This window comes from Streptomyces sp. NPDC048419, assembly GCF_043200415.1.
Classification (GTDB): domain Bacteria; phylum Actinomycetota; class Actinomycetes; order Streptomycetales; family Streptomycetaceae; genus Streptomyces.
Map to the genome: position 1 here is coordinate 18974 of NZ_JBICXT010000012.1, position 17196 is coordinate 36169.

Consider the following 17196-nt stretch of genomic DNA (forward strand, 5'->3'; position numbering starts at 1 on the left):
GGCCGGTGGCCGCGCGGCACTCAGTGCGCCATCAGCTGCTGCAGGCGCTCGAAGAGGTGGGTGATCGCCGGGTCGCCCGACGCGGCCTGCGCGTCGGTCGGGTTCAGCATCAGTGCCAGGAGCACGATGAAGGCGAGCGCCGGCAGCGCGAGGGCCCACCAGGGCAGCCGGATGTCGACGCCACCCTTGGTCGCCGGGTGGGGCAGGGTGTGCGTGCGGGCCGACATGGGTACCTCCGCTGGTCTTCGAGTGGTCCGTGGTCCGCTTCTCGCGGTCACAGTTCGAAGGTACGGATCCGGTGGTCCCCAACCCATCCGGAGACCCACCCACTTGACCCTGACACCCGCCCCCTAGGGGATGGTGGGGCTAGCCCCACCATCGGGTGTCACGGCCGCGCGGCGAGGCCGTCGGGGGTCACGGCGAGGCGATCGTCGCAATGATGGCGATGATCACGAAGATGGCCAAGAACGAGCCGAAGACGAGCAGCATCTTCTTCTGGCCGTTCTGCGGGTTCGGGTCGAGCACTGGCATGCGGCAAGTCTCGCACCCCGCGCCCGCGGCGGTGCGGCGGGGGTGAGCAAGGCGCGCCGCCGCCCGTCCGGGGTCAGCCGGCCGCCTCGTCCTCCACCGTGCGGTTGCGCCCCGCCAGGACGCCGACGAGCATCTGCGGGATCAGCAGGGCGGTCATGAGGCCGATCGGCAGGCTCCAGCCGCCGCTGTGCTGGTAGAGCACCCCCACCAGGAGCGGGCCGGGGATGGAGAGCAGATAGCCGGTGCTCTGCGCGAAGCCGGACAGCTGGGCCACGCCCGCGCTGGTCCTGGCCCGCATGCCGACCATCGTGAGGGCCAGCGGGAACGAGCAGTTGGAGATGCCGAGCAGCACGGCCCACGCCCAGGAGCCGGCCGCCGGGGCGAGGAACAGGCCGGCGTAGCCGACGAGGCCGCAGGCGCCCAGCGCGACCACGATCGGCCCCTGGTGGGGCAGCCGGGTGGCCAGGCGCGGGATGACGAATGCCAGCGGCACGCCCATCACCATGGTGACGGCCAGCAGCAGTCCCGCCGTGCCGGCGGGCACGCCCGCGTCCCGGAAGATCTGCGCCATCCAGCCCATGGTGATGTAGGCGCCGGTGGCCTGGAGCCCGAAGTAGACGGCGAGCGCCCAGGCGGTGCGGCTGCGGGTGATCCGCAGCGCGGGCGGCTGCACGCGCGCGTGCTCCTGCGGCGCGGCCGGCTCCTCGGCGGGCCCGGCACCCCGGTGCCGCACCAAGGGGATCCACGGCAGTACGGCCACCGCCGCGAGGGCCGACCAGACCGCGAGGCCCGACTGCCAACTGCCGCCCAGGGCCTCGGTCATGGGCACGGTCACGGCCGCCGCGGCCGCGGTGCCCAGGGCGAGGGCCATCGAGTAGAGGCCGGTCATGGGGCCGACCCGGTCCGGGAACCAGCGCTTGACGATGACCGGCATCAGGACGTTGCTGACCGCGATACCCATCAGGGTGAGCGCGCTGGCGGCCAGGAAGCCGGCCGTGCTGTGCGTGTACGGCCGTACCAGCAGGCCCGCACAGATGGCGACCATGCCCACGCAGACCACCGCGGCCGGCCCGAAGCGGCGCGCCAGACGCGGGGCCGTGACGCCGAAGACGGCGAAGCAGAGCGGGGGCACGGAGGTGAGCAGCCCGGCCACGCTGCCGCTCATGCCGAGCCCGTCGCGGACCTCCTCCAGGAGCGCGCCCAGGCTGGTGATGGCGGGGCGGAGGTTCAGGGCGGTGAGGACGATGCCGACCATGAGCAGGCGCGTCACCCACGCGCGCGTGGCGGGCCCTGTGGTCGTCGGCGCCTTTGGGGGGCGTATCTGCTGGGACGTGATCGTCCTGGATTCCTCGCTTGCCATGTCGCCCATCATAGAATCATGGGATGATTGGTTGTCCATCCCCGGTCCGTCCGTTCCGGGTACCCCCGTGCGAAGGTGTGCCATGCCCTTGAGCCACCCCCGTCGCTCGGCACTGTCCGAGCAGGTCATCGCCGCGCTGCGGCACCAGATCACCTCGGGCGAGTGGCCGGTCGGCTCGCGCATCCCGACCGAGCCGGAGCTGGTCGGGCAGCTCGGCGTCGCCCGGAACACGGTCCGCGAGGCCGTCCGCGCGCTTGCGCACAACGGCCTGCTGGACATCCGCCAGGGCTCGGGCACCTACGTCGTGGCGACCAGTGAGCTGGCGGGCGTGATGCACCGCCGCTTCGCCGAGGCGGACCCGCGGCACATCGCCGAGCTGCGCTCCACGCTGGAGTCGGCCGCCGCCAGGCTGGCCGCCGAGCGGCGCACGGAGAAGGACCTCAAGCAGCTGGACGCGCTGCTGGTGCGGCGCGAGGAGGCCTGGGAGTCGGGCGACACGGAGGCGTTCGTCACGGCGGACGCGACCTTCCACCTCGCCGTCGTGGCGGCCTCCCACAACGACGTGATGAGCGCGATGTACGCGGACCTCGGCGAGGTGCTGCGGGACTGGCTGCGCGAGGACGTCGGCGAGGCCCTGACGCCGGAGACGTACATGGAGCACACGCGCCTGGTCGACGCGATCCGCGCGGGCGACGCCGAGGCGGCGGGCGTGGCGGCGGCGAGCTATCCGTTCCTGTGCCGTGCCGGGCGGTTCACCGCTTCTGGTGACTGATCCACACCGAGCGGACCTCCTCCCAGCACCGGCCGGTGAGCCGTACGGTCATCGCCGGACCGGTGTCGACCGGGGTGCCGTCGGTGTCGAGGTCCCACCAGCGTGCGCATTCGACGTGCAGGCTGACGGCGTCGGTCTGCGGATAGGGGTTGTGGCAGTACGCGGTCACGTGCGAGCCGGTGATCCTGGTGCGGCAGTCCGCTCCGAAGAGCTGCGGGGAGGGCGGCTTCCCGGGCGCCACGCGCGTGTGGGGCATCGCCTCGTACGGCAGGGACATCACGAGGGCTACGGCTACTGCCGCTGAGGCCAGGCTGCGGAACAGGCGCACAAGGGGACCTCCTCGGCCGGGCTGGGGAGGGAATCACGTGCTGAACACGTAATCCAGAGTGCCCAGTTGGGGCCCGGCCCGCCCGGCCGGATAGGCCGAACGGGTGATACGCCAAGGGCGCGCGTCCCGCAGGACGCGCGCCCTCGAAGGCGGTCGTACGGCAGTGTCCGTGATCAGGCGCCGATGGCGTGCAGACCGCCGTCCACGTGGACGATCTCGCCCGTGGTCTTCGGGAACCAGTCGCTCAGCAGCGCGACGATGCCCTTGCCGGCCGGCTCCGGGTCCTTGAGGTCCCACTCCAGCGGGGAGCGGCTGTCCCACACCGCGGCCAGGTCGCTGAAGCCCGGGATGGACTTGGCGGCCATCGAGCCGATCGGGCCCGCCGAGACGAGGTTGCAGCGGATGTTCTGCTTGCCCAGGTCACGGGCGAGGTAGCGGCTGGTGGCCTCGAGGGCGGCCTTGGCCGGGCCCATCCAGTCGTACTGCGGCCAGGCGTACTGGGCGTCGAAGGTGAGGCCGACGACCGAGCCGCCGTTCTGCATCAGCGGCAGGCAGGCCATGGTGAGCGACTTCAGCGAGTACGCCGAGACGTGCATGGCCGTGGCGACCGACTCGAACGGCGTGTTCAGGAAGTTGCCGCCGAGCGCGTCCTGCGGCGCGAAGCCGATGGAGTGCACGACGCCGTCGAGGCCGCCGAGCTCCTCGCCCACGATGTCGGCCAGGCGGCCGAGGTGCTCGTCGTTGGTGACGTCGAGCTCGACGACCTTGGTGGGCTTGGGGAGCTTCCGGGCGATGCGCTCGGTCAGCGTGGGCCGCGGGAACGCGGTCAGGATGATCTCGGCGCCCTGCTCCTGGGCCAGCTTGGCGGCGTGGAAGGCGATGGAGGACTCCATCAGCACACCGGTGATCAGGACGCGCTTGCCCTCGAGAATTCCGCTCATGGTGATCAGTGACCCATTCCCAGTCCGCCGTCTACGGGGATGACGGCTCCAGTGATGTACGAGGCGTCGTCGGAGGCGAGGAACCGCACCGTCGCGGCGATCTCCTCCGGCTGCGCGTAACGTCCGAGCGGCACCTGCTTCACGATGCCCTCACGCTGCTCGTCGGTGAGCACCTTGGTCATGTCGGTGTCGACGAAGCCCGGCGCGACGACGTTGAAGGTGATGTTGCGCGAGCCCAGCTCACGGGCGAGGGAGCGCGCGAAGCCGACGAGACCGGCCTTGGAAGCGGCGTAGTTGGCCTGGCCCGGGCCGCCGAACAGCCCGACGACCGACGAGATGAGGACGACGCGGCCCTTCTTGGCGCGCAGCATGCCGCGGTTGGCGCGCTTGACCACGCGGAAGGTGCCGGTGAGGTTGGTGTCGAGGACGGACGTGAAGTCCTCCTCGGACATACGCATCAGGAGCTGGTCCTTGGTGATGCCCGCGTTGGCGATCAGGACCTCGACCGGGCCGTGCTCGGCCTCGATCTCCTTGTAGGCCTGCTCCACCTGCTCGGTGTCGGTGATGTCGCACTTGACCGCGAGGAAGCCGGCCGGCGGCTCTCCCGAGCGGTATGTGATCGCGACCTTGTCGCCGGCGTCGGCGAATGCGCGGGCGATGGCGAGGCCGATGCCCCGGTTGCCTCCGGTGACGAGAACCGAGCGGCTCAACGGATCACCCTTTCGATAGCGGTCTGATGCCTCCGCCCGAACACCTGGATGACAGGCGGCTTCCTCGAAAACCTATCGGTCCGGGACCTCCGGCGGACAATCGGGCACCGACAGTGGCTAACGGGACTCGCTGTCGGGTCCCTACAGAAAGTTCTCCGTACCGGACCCAAACCTGTGGTCCGCCGGGCGGCTCTCACGACATGATCGGAGCAGCCACAGGTCACGACGGGTCACGACAGCAAGGAGAGACCTCGGTGCCTCATTCCATCGATGAAGCCTTCACGGCACTTCCTCTACGCGCCCTCGCCGACGCGGCGCTGGCACGCGCGCGTGCGCTGGGCGCCGAGCACGCGGACTTCCGGTTCGAGCGGGTGCGCAACGCGTCCTGGCGGTTCCGGGACGCCAAGCCCGCCGGTTCGTCGGACACCACCGACCTCGGGTACGCGGTGCGGGTCGTGCACGGCGGCACGTGGGGCTTCGCGTCGGGGGTGGACCTGAGCCTCGACGCCGCCGCCAGGGTCGCCTCGCAGGCGGTGGCGATGGCCAAGCTCTCCGCCCAGGTGATCAGGGCGGCCGGCTCCGACGAGCGGGTCGAGCTCGCCGACGAGCCCGTGCACGCCGACCGGACCTGGATCTCGTCGTACGAGATCGATCCGTTCACCGTGCCCGACGAGGAGAAGTCGGCGCTGCTGGCGGACTGGAGCGCGCGGCTGCTCGCGGCGAACGGCGTGGACCACGTCGACGCCTCGCTGCTCACCGTGCACGAGAACAAGTTCTACGCCGACACCGCCGGGACCGTGACGACGCAGCAGCGCGTGCGGCTGCATCCGTCGCTGACGGCCGTCTCGGTCGACGAGTCGAGCGGCGAGTTCGACTCGATGCGGACGATCGCACCGCCGGTCGGGCGCGGCTGGGAGTACCTCACCGGCACCGGCTGGGACTGGGAGGGCGAGCTGGAGCAGATCCCGGAGCTGCTCGCCGAGAAGATGCGGGCGCCCAGTGTCGAGTCGGGCCTGTACGACCTGGTCGTCGACCCGTCCAACCTGTGGCTGACCATCCACGAGTCCATCGGTCACGCCACCGAGCTGGACCGCGCGCTCGGCTACGAGGCCGCCTACGCCGGCACCTCCTTCGCCACCTTCGACCAGCTCGGCAAGCTGCGGTACGGCTCGGAACTGATGAACGTCACCGGTGACCGCACCGCCGAGCACGGCCTCGCGACGGTCGGCTACGACGACGAGGGGGTCGCGGGCCAGTCCTGGGACCTGGTGAAGGACGGCACGCTGGTCGGCTACCAGCTGGACCGGCGCATCGCGAAGCTGACCGGCTTCGAGCGCTCCAACGGCTGCGCCTTCGCCGACTCCCCCGGGCACGTGCCCGTGCAGCGCATGGCCAACGTGTCGCTCCGGCCGGATCCGGCCGGGCTGTCCACGGAGGACCTGATCGGCGGGGTCGACCGCGGCATCTACGTCGTCGGGGACCGCTCCTGGTCCATCGACATGCAGCGCTACAACTTCCAGTTCACCGGTCAGCGGTTCTTCCGGATCGAGAACGGGCGGATCACCGGGCAGCTGCGGGACGTCGCGTACCAGGCGACGACCACCGACTTCTGGGGCTCGATGGCCGCGGTGGGCGGCCCGCAGACCTATGTCCTCGGGGGTGCCTTCAACTGCGGCAAGGCCCAGCCGGGCCAGGTCGCCGCCGTCTCGCACGGCTGCCCCGCCGCGCTCTTCAAGGGCGTCAACATCCTCAACACCACGCAGGAGGCCGGTCGATGAGCGTCAGTGCAGGACTCGGCCGGGGGTCCGGGGGTCGTCCCCCGGGAAGGCACAGTCTCAACACCACGCAGGAGGCCGGTCGATGAGCGTCAGTGCAGGACTCGGCCGGGGGTCCGGGGGTCGTCCCCCGGGAAGGCACAGTCTCAACACCACGCAGGAGGCCGGTCGATGAGCGCGCGTACGAGCAAGCCGCACGAGGTCGTCGAGCGGGCCCTGGAGCTGTCCACCGCCGACGGCTGCGTCGTCATCGCCGACGAGCAGTCCACCGCCAACCTGCGCTGGGCCGGCAACACGCTCACCACCAACGGCGTCACCCGGGGACGTACCCTCACGGTCGTCGCGACCGTCGACGGCAAGGAGGGCACGGCCTCCGGTGTCGTCTCCCGCTCGGCCGTGACCGTGGACGAGCTGGAGCCCCTGGTCCGGGCCGCCGAGGCCGCCGCGCGCGGAGCGGGTCCCGCCGAGGACGCGCAGCCGCTGGTGACGGGCGTGGCGCACTCGCCCGACTTCACCGACGCGCCCGCGGAGACCACCTCCGCCGTGTTCGCCGACTTCGCCCCGGCGCTCGGCGAGGCGTTCGCACGCGCGCGTGCGGGCGGCCGAGAGCTGTACGGCTTCGCCAACCACGAGCTGGTGACCAGCTACGTGGGGACGTCGACGGGACTACGGCTGCGGCACGACCAGCCCAACGGGACGCTGGAGCTGAACGCCAAATCGCCGGACCGCACCCGTTCGGCGTGGGCGGGCCGCTCCACGCGGGACTTCAAGGACGTCGACCCCGCGGCGCTGGACGCGGAGCTGGCGGTGCGCCTGGGCTGGGCCGAGCGGCACATCGACCTGCCGGCCGGGCGGTACGAGACGCTGCTGCCGCCGACCGCCGTCGCCGACCTGCTGATCTACCAGCTGTGGTCGGCGTCGGGCCGGGACGCGACGGAGGGCCGCACGGTGTTCTCCCGGCCGGGCGGCGGCACGCGCGTGGGCGACCGGCTGAGCGAGCTGCCGCTGACCCTGCGCAGCGACCCGAACGAGCCGGGTCTGGAGTCGGCGCCGTTCGTCCTCGCGCACTCCTCGGGCGGCGACCAGTCCGTCTTCGACAACGGCCTGCCGCTCACGGCCACCGACTGGGTGCGCGAGGGCGAGCTGACGCACCTCACCACGAGCCGGCACAGCGCGGGCCTGACCGGGCTGCCGGTGGCTCCCGCGATCGACAACCTGATCCTTAGCGGCGGCGAGGACCGCTCCCTGGACGAGATGGTCGCCGGCACCGAGCGCGGGCTGCTGCTGACCTGCCTGTGGTACATCCGCGAGGTCGACCCGGCGACGCTGCTGCTGACCGGTCTGACCCGGGACGGCGTGTACCTCGTCGAGAACGGCGAGGTGACCGGCGAGGTCAACAACTTCCGGTTCAACGAGTCGCCGGTCGACCTGCTCGGGCGGGCCACCGAGGCCGGGCGCACGGAAAAGACGCTGCCGCGGGAATGGAGCGACTGGTTCACTAGGGCCGCGATGCCCGCACTGCGGGTGCCCGACTTCAATATGAGCTCTGTCAGTCGGGGCGTATAACCTCGTAGCCGGTAGTCGCGCGACTGCCCGAAGATCATCAAGGAGATACGAGAACCGTGACGGACATCGTCGACGAACTGAAGTGGCGCGGGCTGATCGCCCTCTCCACTGACGAGGACGCATTGCGCAAGGCGTTCGCGGACGGTCCCGTCACGTTCTATTGCGGCTTCGACCCGACCGCGCCCAGCCTGCACCTCGGCAACCTCGTGCAGATCCTGACGATGCGCCGCATCCAGCAGGCCGGCAACCGGCCGCTGGGCCTGGTCGGGGGTGCCACCGGCCTGATCGGTGACCCCAAGCCCAACTCCGAGCGCACGCTCAACGCCCCCGAGGTCGTGGCCCAGTGGGTCGACCGGCTGCGGGGACAGATCGCCCCGCTGCTGGACTTCGAGGGTCCGAACGCCGCGGTCATGGTGAACAACCTGGACTGGACGCAGGGCCTGTCGGCCATCGAGTTCCTGCGCGACGTCGGCAAGCACTTCCGCGTGAACAAGATGATCGCGAAGGAGGCCGTCGCCCGGCGCCTGGAGTCCCAGGAGGGCATCAGCTACACGGAGTTCAGCTACCAGATCCTGCAGGGCATGGACTTCCTGCAGCTGTACCGGCGGTACGGCTGCACCCTGCAGACCGGCGGCAGCGACCAGTGGGGCAACCTCACCTCGGGCACCGACCTGATCCACAAGGTCGAGCCCGACGCGGTGGTGCACGCGCTGGGCACGCCGCTGATCACCAAGGCCGACGGCACCAAGTTCGGCAAGACGGAGTCCGGCACGGTCTGGCTCGACCCCGAGATGACCACGCCGTACGCCTTCTACCAGTTCTGGCTGAACGCGGACGACCGGGACGTCTCCAAGTTCCTGCGCATCTTCAGCTTCAGGTCCCACGCGGAGATCGAGGAGCTGGAGAAGCAGACGGAGGAGCGTCCGCAGACCCGTGCCGCGCAGCGCGCGCTGGCGGAGGAGCTGACGACGCTGGTGCACGGCGCCGGCCAGACGGCCGCCGTCGTCGCCGCGTCGAAGGCGCTGTTCGGTCAGGGTGAGCTGGCGGAGCTGGACGAGAAGACGCTCGCCGCGTCGCTCTCCGAGGTGCCGCACGTCCAGGTCACCGAACTCGGCCCGGTCGTCGACCTCTTCGCCGAGGTCGGGCTGGTGGCCAGCAAGTCGGCCGCGCGGCGGACCGTGAAGGAGGGCGGGGCCTACGTGAACAACGTGAAGGTCGCCTCCGAGGACGCGGTCCCCGCCAAGGAGGAGCTGCTGCACGGGCGGTGGCTGGTGCTGCGGCGGGGCAAGAAGAATCTGGCCGCGGTCGAGGTGACCGGGGCGTAGACGCCGCCATAGGGGTGCGGGACCGTATGTCGATGCGGTTCCGCACCTTTCGTGGTGCTCAGGCGTGTTGTTGTTTGCGTTTTCCCAGCGTCGCCATGTAGAGCATGTCGACCACGAAGACGATGATGATCGCGGCCACCAGCTGGAAGGCGTGGCGGCTCCAGTCGATGCCCCGGGTCGATTCGACGCCGACGGCGCGAGCGATCGCGTTGCCCACGATCGCGCCGAGCATGCCGCAGATGGTGGTCAGCCAGAGGGGGCTGTGCTGCTTGCCCGGGATGATCGCCTTGGCGATCAGACCCAGCACGAATCCCACGATGATCGCCCACAACCAGCCCATGGCTGCCTCCTCGTACGGATCGACGTGAGCACTACGCCCAGTGTCGGCCCGTGCACGCTACGGCGCATGTCGGGGACGGTCGTACGCGCTACGGCTGATGCCGTCCGCCCAGGCAGGAGGTGCCCCGGTCTCGTAGGCGGCGCAGGCGCGGCGTAACGTGGGACGTGTCCGGGAGTCGTCCCTCCACCGGGGGCGGGCCGGACACGGGGACGGGGAGTGTCCGATACGGGCGGATGGTGGAATCTGATGCGGAAGCAGCATGGCGACGGCAACGGCCAGGTGTTCCGGATCACCGGCGCCCGGACGAGCCTGGACGAGGACGTACGCGGGCGCCAGCGCAGGTACGTCATCTCGATGTCCGTCCGTACGGTGGCGGTGATCCTCGCCGCCTCGTTGTGGAACGTCGAACGGTACGTCGCTGTCGTGGCGTTGGTCCTCGGGCTGGTCCTCCCCTATGTCGCCGTGGTGATCGCGAACGCGGGGCGGGAGAACGCGCCGTCGCTGCCGTCGTCGTTCATCGGTGTCCCGACGCGTCCGATGATCGCGCCACCGCGCGCCGACGACCGTGCCTCGGAACCGGTCCCGGAAGATGTCGCGGCCGAGCCGGCGCCGGGTTCGGGCAGCGAGCCGCACGACCGGACGTGATCGCTGCGGGCCACGCGCAGACGGTCGCGGGCCCCGCGGCAAGCTCAAGAAATGCTCAGATCAATCATGTTGTTCCGGTGCCGGGCGGCGGGTTACCCGTGACATACTTCCTAAGCGCTCCGCATCCCCCGTCGGAGCGACGGACCGACGCCGGGCAGCTCCCCCCGTGGCTGCTCGGCGTCGCCTTGTTTGCCGTACTTGTGAGACGAAATCCGTGAGTGACGAAACCCCCATCTGCTCCGCCAAGGGCTGCCGTGTCGATGCCGTTTATGTGCTGGCGTGGAACAACCCCAAGATCCATACGCCGGAGCGGCGGAAGACGTGGCTGGCCTGTGAGGAGCACCGGGAGCATCTGTCTCAGTTCCTCGGGGTGCGGGGTTTCCTGAAGGACGTGGTCCTGCTGACGGAGTGGGAGTCCCCCGAGGGGGCCTAGCCGCCGATCGCCGACATGGGGCGGTCCGGCTGGAGGAACGAGGGGTCGTCCAGGCCCGAACCGGCCTTCTTGCCCCACATCGCCAGACGCCAGATGCGGGCGATCTCCTCGTCGGGGGCGTCGGAACGCAGCGCGGCGCGCAGGTCCGTCTCCTCCGTCGCGAACAGGCAGGTGCGTATCTGGCCGTCCGCGGTGAGGCGGGTGCGGTCGCAGGCCGCGCAGAACGGGCGGGTGACGGAGGCGATGACGCCGACGCGGTGCGGGCCGCCGTCCACGATCCAGCGCTCGGCCGGGGCCGAGCCGCGCTCCTGGGAGCCCTCCGGGGTCAGCTCGAAGCGGGTGCGCAGGGCGGCGAGGATGTCGCCCGCGGTGACCATGCCCTCGCGCTTCCAGCCGTGCTGGGCGTCCAGGGGCATCTGCTCGATGAAGCGCAGTTCGTAGTCGTGCTCGACGGCCCAGGCGAGGAGGTCAGGGGCCTCGTCCTCGTTCAGCCCGGGCATCAGAACGGTGTTGACCTTGACGGGGGTCAGCTCCGCCGCGCGGGCCGCTTCGAGGCCATCGAGGACGTCCTTGTGCCGGTCCCGGCGGGTGAGGGTCTTGAAGACGTCCGGGCGCAGGGTGTCCAGGGAGACGTTCACCCGGTCCAGACCCGCCGCCTTCAGGGCAGCCGCCGTGCGCTTGAGGCCGATGCCGTTGGTCGTCAGGGACATCCGGGGGCGGGGGTCCAGCGCGGCGACCCGCTCGACGATGCCGACCAGGCCCGGGCGGAGCAGGGGTTCACCGCCGGTGAAGCGGACCTCCTTGATGCCCAGTGAGGTGACGGCGATGTCGATCAGGCGGACGATCTCGTCGTCCGTGAGCAGGTCGGGCTTGGCCAGCCACTGCAGGCCCTCTTCGGGCATGCAGTACGTGCACCGGAGGTTGCACCGGTCGGTCAGCGAGACCCTCAGGTCGGTGGCCACTCGGCCGTAGGTGTCGATAAGCACGTGGCCCCTCCCTCGTATCGGATCGGTACCCAGCAATCTTTCCCGTCACTTGCGAGCCTACGTGACCCGACCGACAACGACATCGGCCCGATCCGACGAGTGCGGCACGGCCGCGTCGTAGAGATCTACGACGCGGCCGCTCAGGGGACGTTCGAGGCTGGTCCTCAGTGGGCGCCGGTGCCGGTCAGGGACCGGACCTCCAGCTCCGCGTACTTGCCGGCGTCCGGCTCCTCCTTGGACAGGTACGTGCCGAGGACGCCCAGCAGGAAGCCGACCGGGATCGAGATGATGCCGGGGTTCTCCAGCGGGAACCAGTGGAAGTCCGCGTCGGGGAACATCGACGTCTCCTTGCCGGAGACCACCGGCGAGAACAGCACCAGACCGACCGCCGTGATCAGGCCGCCGTAGATCGACCACAGCGCTCCGGAAGTGGTGAACCGCTTCCAGAAGAGGCTGTAGAGGATGGTCGGCAGGTTGGCGGAGGCGGCGACCGCGAACGCGAGGGCGACCAGGCCGGCCACGTTCAGGTCGCGGGCCATGGCACCGAGCACGATGGAGACGGCGCCGATGCCGACCGTCGCCCAGCGGGCCGCGCGCAGCTCCTGCTTCTCGCTCGCCTCGCCCTTCTTGATGACGTTCGCGTAGATGTCGTGGGCGAACGACGAGGACGAGGCCAGGGTCAGGCCGGCGACGACCGCGAGGATCGTGGCGAAGGCGACCGCGGAGATGGAGGCGAGCAGGATGGCGCCCCAGTTGGAGTCGACGCCGCCCAGGTGCAGCGCCAGCAGCGGGGCGGCCGTGTTGCCCGCCTTGTTGGAGGCGATGATCTCGTCCGGCTTGATGAGGGCCGCGGCGCCGAAGCCCAGCGCGAGCGTCATCAGGTAGAAGGCGCCGATGAGGCCGATCGCCCAGTTCACCGACTTACGGGCGGCCTTGGCCGTGGGCACGGTGTAGAAGCGGATCAGGATGTGCGGCAGGCCCGCGGTGCCCAGGACCAGTGCGATGCCCAGGGAGATGAAGTCCAGCTTGGACGTCGAGGTGAGACCGTACTTCAGGCCGGGCTCCAGGAAGGCCGACCCCTTGCCGCTGTTGTCGGCGGCCGAGCCGAGCAGGTCGGAGATGTTGAAGTTGAACTTCAGCAGCACCAGGAAGGTCAGCAGCAGGGCGCCGACGATGAGCAGCACGGCCTTGACCATCTGCACCCAGGTGGTGCCCTTCATGCCGCCGATGGTGACGTAGACGATCATCAGGACGCCGACGAGGGCGACGATGCCGATCTTGCCACCGTCGCTGGTGATGCCGAGCAGCAGCGAGACCAGGACGCCGGCGCCCGCCATCTGCGCGAGCAGGTAGAAGATCGACACGACGATCGTGGAGGTGCCGGCCGCCGTGCGGACGGGGCGCTGGCGCATCCGGTAGGCGAGAACGTCGCCCATCGTGTAGCGGCCGGAGTTGCGCAGCGGCTCGGCGACCAGGAGCAGGGCCACCAGCCAGGCGACCAGGAAGCCGATGGAGTACAGGAAGCCGTCGTACCCGGCGAGCGCGATCGCGCCCGCGATGCCGAGGAAGGACGCCGCGGACATGTAGTCGCCGGAGACCGCGAGGCCGTTCTGGAAGGCGGTGAACTGCCGTCCGCCGGCGTAGAAGTCGGCCGCGTCCTTGGTCTGACGGCCGGCCCACACGGTGATGACGAGGGTCGCGACGACGAACACCGAGAACAGGGTGATGATCAGCGGCCGGTGCTCGCTCGCTTCTCCGGCCGCCAGCAGGGTGCTCTGAACGGGGCTCATGCGCCGCCTTCCATACGGGACTTGATGGCTTCGGCCTTGGGGTCGAGCTTCGCGGCGGAGTACCGCGAGTACCACCAGGCGATGAGGAACGTGGTGAGGAACTGGGCGAGGCCGAGCACCATGGCGACGTTGATGTTGCCGAACAGCTTGGTGCCCATGAAGTCGCCCGCGTAGTTCGACAGCAGGACGTAGAGCAGGTACCAGGCGATGAAGGCGACGGTCAGCGGGAAGGCGAAGGAGCGGTGGGAGCGGCGCAGTTCACCGAACTCCGCGCTCTCCTGCTCCGCGACGAACTCCTCGGTGGAAGGAAGCCGGGCTTGGGTTTTCGAGGGGGGCGGTGTCTCGGTGGCCACGGAGTCTCCTCGCGTTACGGATGCGGTTGTGACGGGGATCGGGGGCGAGTGTCCTCGTGCTCCCTGCTCAAGGTCACGGCGCCACGCGATGGCGGGTTCAACTCGCTTGACCAGTTTCCGAACTCGTCTTGGGCAACTCATTGCTGACCAGCGCCTTCGGGGGTTAGTTTCTGGCCTGCACCGCCCGTCATGTACCTGCCCGAGCGCCACCGTGTCTCGGGCGGTTCCGTTTCCGGATGATGTGGAGATCCCATGGCTCATCTGCGTTCCAGACGCCGGCTCGCCCTCGCCGTACCGGTCGTGCTGTCCCTGACGGCCTCGCTCGGCTTCCTGCCGGCGGCGGCGCAGGCCGCCCCGCGCGCGGAGTCCACGGCACAGGCGGCCGACGCGGGAACCTACGCGTACCTCGTCAACACGAGGACGGACCGTCACACGATCTCGTCGGTGGAGAAGGCGATCGCGGCCAACGGCGGCAGCGTCGTCGTCGCGTACGAGAAGATCGGCGTCATCGTCGCGCATTCCGCGAACCCCGATTTCGCCGCGAAGATACGCAAGGTACGCGGCGTGCAGTCGGCGGGTGCCTCGCGCACCTCGCCGGTGACCGCGGCGGGCACGACGGACGAGGGAGCGGTCCAGTACCTCTCCAAGGCCCAGGCCGCGAAGGTCGCGAAGAGCTCGGCGGCCGGCCAGGAGCCGCTCGAGGCCGACCAGTGGGACCTCAGGGCGATCGGCGCCGACAAGGCGTCCCGGATCGACCCGGGCAGCAGGAAGGTGACCGTCGGCGTCATCGACACCGGCGTGGACGACACCCACCCGGACATCGCGCCCAACTTCTCCGCCTCGCAGTCCGCGAACTGCGTGAGCGGCAAGGCCGACACGACGTACGGCGCCTGGCGGCCGGTGGACGCCGACCACTACCACGGCACGCATGTGGCGGGCGAGATCGCCGCGGCCCGCAACGGCATCGGTGTGGCGGGCGTGGCCCCCGGCGTGAAGGTCGCGAGCATCACGGTGGCGCAGCCGGACGCGAACTCGCTGTTCTACCCGGAGAGCGTCGTGTGCGCCTTCGTCTTCGCCGGCGATCACGACATCTCCGTCACCAACAACAGCTACTACGTTGACCCGTGGCTGTACAACTGCATGGACGACCCCGATCAACGTGCCATCGTCGATGCGATCAACAGGGCCCAGCTGTACGCCCAGCGCAAGGGCACGCTCAATGTCGCCTCGGCGGGCAACTCCAACGACGACCTCGACTCGCACGCCCTGACCGACGCCTCCAGCCCCGACGACGGGTCCCCGGTGACGCGGACGGTCGACCCGCACGAGTGCTTCGACGTGCCGACCCAGCTGCCCGGTGTCGTCACGGTCAGCGCGACGGGCGTCACGAGCGCCAAGTCGTACTACTCCAGCTACGGCGACGGTGTCATCGACGTCGCGGGACCGGGCGGCGACAAGTACAAGGCCGCGGACACCCCGTCGAAGGACGGCCGCATCCTGTCCACGCTGCCGAACAACCAGTACGGCTTCCTCCAGGGCACGTCGATGGCCTCGCCGCACGTCGCGGCCGTCGCCGCCCTGCTGAAGTCGACGCACCCGCACGCCACCCCGGCGCAGCTCCAGGCGCTCCTCAAGGCGCAGGCCGACAACCCGGGCTGCCCGACCGCCCCGTACGACGGCAACGGCGACGGCGTCGTCGACGCGACCTGCGTGGGCGGCAAGCGCGTCAACGGCTTCTACGGGTACGGCATCGTGAACGCCTTGCGCGCGGTGAAGTAGCGCTCGCACGCGTGAAGTGAGGGGCCGGACGGGATGCGTACCGTCCGGCTCTTTCGCGTCCGGAAGTCCCGCCCGGGACCCCGTCCAGTGCCGTCATATTGATTGAATCAATAGTGCATAGTGCTGTCATGACAGAAATCAAGGCGGCATGGACGGAGCTGGGCGGCGATCCCGCCCTGGTCTCGCGGGTCTCCACCGTCGCTCGCCCGGGAGCACTCGAAGCACGGCTTCCCGTACGGGAATTGGCGCGGGCCTGCGTCGGAGCGTGCGCGCTGGCCGCCGCCGAGCTGGCGGCGCGGCGGGGCGGGCTCGCGCAGATGCCCGGGGTGCCGGTGGACGACGGGGCCGTCGCCGCGGCCTTCCGCAGCGAGCGGAATCTGCTGATCGACGGTCGGGCTCCGGTCACCTTCGCGCCGTTGTCGCGGCTGTGGCGGACGGCGGACGGCTGGGTACGGACGCATGCCAACTATCCGCATCACCGTGCCCGGTTGCTGGACGTGCTGGGCGTGTCCGAGGACGTGAGTGCCGTCGAGGCGGCGCTGGCGGAGCGGTCCTCTCTCGAGATCGAGGAGTCCGTGTACGCGGCCGGCGGGCTGGCCGTGGCGCTGCGGACGCCCAAGGAGTGGGCCTCGCACGAGCAGGCGGCCGCGGTGGCCGCGCGGCCCCTGGTGGAGCGCGAGCGGCTGGACTCAGCGCACGCGCGCGTGCTCGCGCCCCTCGACGGCACTCCGATGCTGCCCGCCGCGGGACTGCGTGTCCTGGACCTGACGCGGGTCCTCGCGGGTCCGGTCGCCACCCGCACGCTCGCCCTGCTGGGCGCGGACGTGCTGCGCGTCGACCCGCCGCGGCTGCCCGAACTGCCCGACCAGCACGCCGACACGGGGTTCGGGAAGCGGTCCGCGACGCTCGACCTCACCGTCGGCCGGCGCGCCTTCGAGGAACTGCTGGAGACCGCGGACGTAGTCGTCACCGGCTACCGGCCGGGCACCCTGGACCGGTTCGGGCTGTCGCCGCGGGCACTGGCCGAGCGCCGGCCCGGGCTGGTCGTGGCCCAGGTGTCGGCCTGGGGCGTCTACGGGCCCTGGGGTGAGCGACGGGGCTTCGACAGCCTGGTGCAGGTGGCGTCGGGGATCGCCGTCGTCGAGGGCTCGGCGGAGCGGCCGGGTGCGCTGCCCGCGCAGGCGCTCGACCACGGCACGGGGTATCTGCTGGCGGCCGCCGTGCTGCGCGCGGTCACCGAGCAGTCGTACGACGGCGGCAGCAGGCTCGTACGACTGGCGCTGGCGCGGACGGCCGAGTGGCTCGTCAACGGCATCGACGCCACAGTGGCGGGCGCGGTGGACGTCGCGTACGACGGGCCCGGCGCCTGGCTCACCGAACGGGACAGCGCGCTGGGGCGGCTGCGGTACGCCCTGCCGCCGGTGTCCTTCGAGGGCGGACCCGCCGACTGGGCGCGGCCGCCGGCTCCCTGGGGAACCGATCCCGACCGGTGGCTCTGAGCCGGCGCCCGCTGAACCGGCGGAGCTGCTGGGCCGCCGAGTCGCGGAATCCCTGGGCCGCGG

Annotated in this window: 18 protein-coding genes; 8 read left to right on the top strand and 10 right to left on the bottom strand. The window is 70.5% G+C overall.

All coding sequences use genetic code 11. The annotated features are described in order from the left end of the window. Positions 1-20 precede the first annotated feature (20 nt). The 3 genes from ACGFYN_RS24375 to ACGFYN_RS24385 form a co-directional block, all read right to left on the bottom strand. Positions 21-227, bottom strand: a complete 207-nt coding sequence (locus ACGFYN_RS24375) for a hypothetical protein (protein WP_393867951.1) — start codon at positions 225-227, stop codon at positions 21-23. Positions 228-414: 187 nt separating this feature from the next. Continuing rightward, positions 415-531, bottom strand: coding sequence for an SGM_5486 family transporter-associated protein (locus ACGFYN_RS24380; protein ID WP_269787331.1), 117 nt, complete (start codon positions 529-531; stop codon positions 415-417). Between the two features lie 73 nt (positions 532-604). Further along, positions 605-1903 (bottom strand): CynX/NimT family MFS transporter, encoded by a 1299-nt coding sequence (locus ACGFYN_RS24385; RefSeq protein ID WP_393867952.1) that lies wholly within the window; start codon positions 1901-1903, stop codon positions 605-607. A 70-nt stretch (positions 1904-1973) separates the two neighbouring features. On the opposite strand from ACGFYN_RS24385, the gene ACGFYN_RS24390 reads away from it, so the two are divergent. After that, entirely contained in the window at positions 1974-2663 is a 690-nt protein-coding gene (locus ACGFYN_RS24390) for a FadR/GntR family transcriptional regulator (RefSeq protein ID WP_393867953.1), read from the top strand. On the opposite strand, the gene ACGFYN_RS24395 is transcribed toward ACGFYN_RS24390, so the two are convergent. The 3 genes from ACGFYN_RS24395 to fabG form a co-directional block, all read right to left on the bottom strand. Further along, a complete protein-coding gene (locus tag ACGFYN_RS24395) occupies positions 2644-2991 on the bottom strand; it encodes a hypothetical protein (RefSeq protein ID WP_393867954.1) in 348 nt (115 codons plus the stop codon). The two genes, ACGFYN_RS24390 and ACGFYN_RS24395, sit on opposite strands and share 20 nt — an antisense overlap. Positions 2992-3164: 173 nt before the next feature. Beyond that, positions 3165-3932 carry an enoyl-ACP reductase FabI gene (gene fabI, locus ACGFYN_RS24400; protein ID WP_393867955.1) on the bottom strand — a complete coding sequence of 256 codons (768 nt, stop codon included), beginning with the start codon at positions 3930-3932 and terminating at the stop codon, positions 3165-3167. Between the two features lie 5 nt (positions 3933-3937). After that, a complete protein-coding gene (gene fabG, locus ACGFYN_RS24405) occupies positions 3938-4642 on the bottom strand; it encodes a 3-oxoacyl-[acyl-carrier-protein] reductase (RefSeq protein ID WP_393867956.1) in 705 nt (234 codons plus the stop codon). Positions 4643-4896: 254 nt separating this feature from the next. On the opposite strand from fabG, the gene ACGFYN_RS24410 reads away from it, so the two are divergent. The 3 genes from ACGFYN_RS24410 (at position 4897) to tyrS (ending at position 9308) form a co-directional block, all read left to right on the top strand. Next, positions 4897-6420: a TldD/PmbA family protein gene (locus tag ACGFYN_RS24410; protein WP_393867957.1), complete on the top strand. Its 1524-nt coding sequence runs from the start codon at positions 4897-4899 to the stop codon at positions 6418-6420. Positions 6421-6588: 168 nt separating this feature from the next. Beyond that, on the top strand, positions 6589-7983 hold the full coding sequence (locus ACGFYN_RS24415; protein WP_393867958.1) for a metallopeptidase TldD-related protein: 1395 nt from the start codon (positions 6589-6591) through the stop codon (positions 7981-7983). 56 nt (positions 7984-8039) lie between these two features. Then, entirely contained in the window at positions 8040-9308 is a 1269-nt protein-coding gene (gene tyrS / locus ACGFYN_RS24420; RefSeq protein WP_393867959.1) for a tyrosine--tRNA ligase, read from the top strand. Positions 9309-9366: 58 nt separating this feature from the next. Here tyrS and ACGFYN_RS24425 read toward each other — a convergent pair whose 3' ends face one another. Next, the gene (locus ACGFYN_RS24425; protein ID WP_393867960.1) at positions 9367-9648 is read right to left on the bottom strand and encodes a GlsB/YeaQ/YmgE family stress response membrane protein; all 282 of its coding nucleotides are present in this window, start codon (positions 9646-9648) and stop codon (positions 9367-9369) included. A 246-nt stretch (positions 9649-9894) separates the two neighbouring features. Between ACGFYN_RS24425 and ACGFYN_RS24430 the strand changes: the two genes are divergently transcribed. After that, positions 9895-10293, top strand: coding sequence for a DUF3099 domain-containing protein (locus ACGFYN_RS24430; RefSeq protein ID WP_393867961.1), 399 nt, complete (start codon positions 9895-9897; stop codon positions 10291-10293). A gap of 214 nt (positions 10294-10507) precedes the next feature. Further along, entirely contained in the window at positions 10508-10726 is a 219-nt protein-coding gene (locus ACGFYN_RS24435) for a hypothetical protein (RefSeq protein WP_393867962.1), read from the top strand. On the opposite strand, the gene moaA is transcribed toward ACGFYN_RS24435, so the two are convergent. The 3 genes from moaA to ACGFYN_RS24450 all read right to left on the bottom strand — a co-directional run bounded on the left by moaA (position 10723) and on the right by ACGFYN_RS24450 (position 13855). Beyond that, positions 10723-11712 carry a GTP 3',8-cyclase MoaA gene (moaA, locus tag ACGFYN_RS24440; RefSeq protein ID WP_393867963.1) on the bottom strand — a complete coding sequence of 330 codons (990 nt, stop codon included), beginning with the start codon at positions 11710-11712 and terminating at the stop codon, positions 10723-10725. The genes ACGFYN_RS24435 and moaA overlap by 4 nt on opposite strands. 164 nt (positions 11713-11876) lie before the next feature. Further along, positions 11877-13502 (bottom strand): cation acetate symporter, encoded by a 1626-nt coding sequence (locus ACGFYN_RS24445; RefSeq protein ID WP_393867964.1) that lies wholly within the window; start codon positions 13500-13502, stop codon positions 11877-11879. Then, positions 13499-13855 carry a DUF485 domain-containing protein gene (locus ACGFYN_RS24450; RefSeq protein WP_393867965.1) on the bottom strand — a complete coding sequence of 119 codons (357 nt, stop codon included), beginning with the start codon at positions 13853-13855 and terminating at the stop codon, positions 13499-13501. Before ACGFYN_RS24450 ends, ACGFYN_RS24445 begins: the two co-directional genes overlap by 4 nt. A 252-nt stretch (positions 13856-14107) precedes the next feature. On the opposite strand from ACGFYN_RS24450, the gene ACGFYN_RS24455 reads away from it, so the two are divergent. Next, positions 14108-15634 carry a S8 family serine peptidase gene (locus tag ACGFYN_RS24455; RefSeq protein WP_393867966.1) on the top strand — a complete coding sequence of 509 codons (1527 nt, stop codon included), beginning with the start codon at positions 14108-14110 and terminating at the stop codon, positions 15632-15634. A gap of 128 nt (positions 15635-15762) precedes the next feature. After that, complete coding sequence (locus ACGFYN_RS24460; RefSeq protein WP_393867967.1) at positions 15763-17133, top strand: CoA transferase; 1371 nt, start codon at positions 15763-15765, stop codon at positions 17131-17133. Positions 17134-17196: the final 63 nt, after the last annotated feature.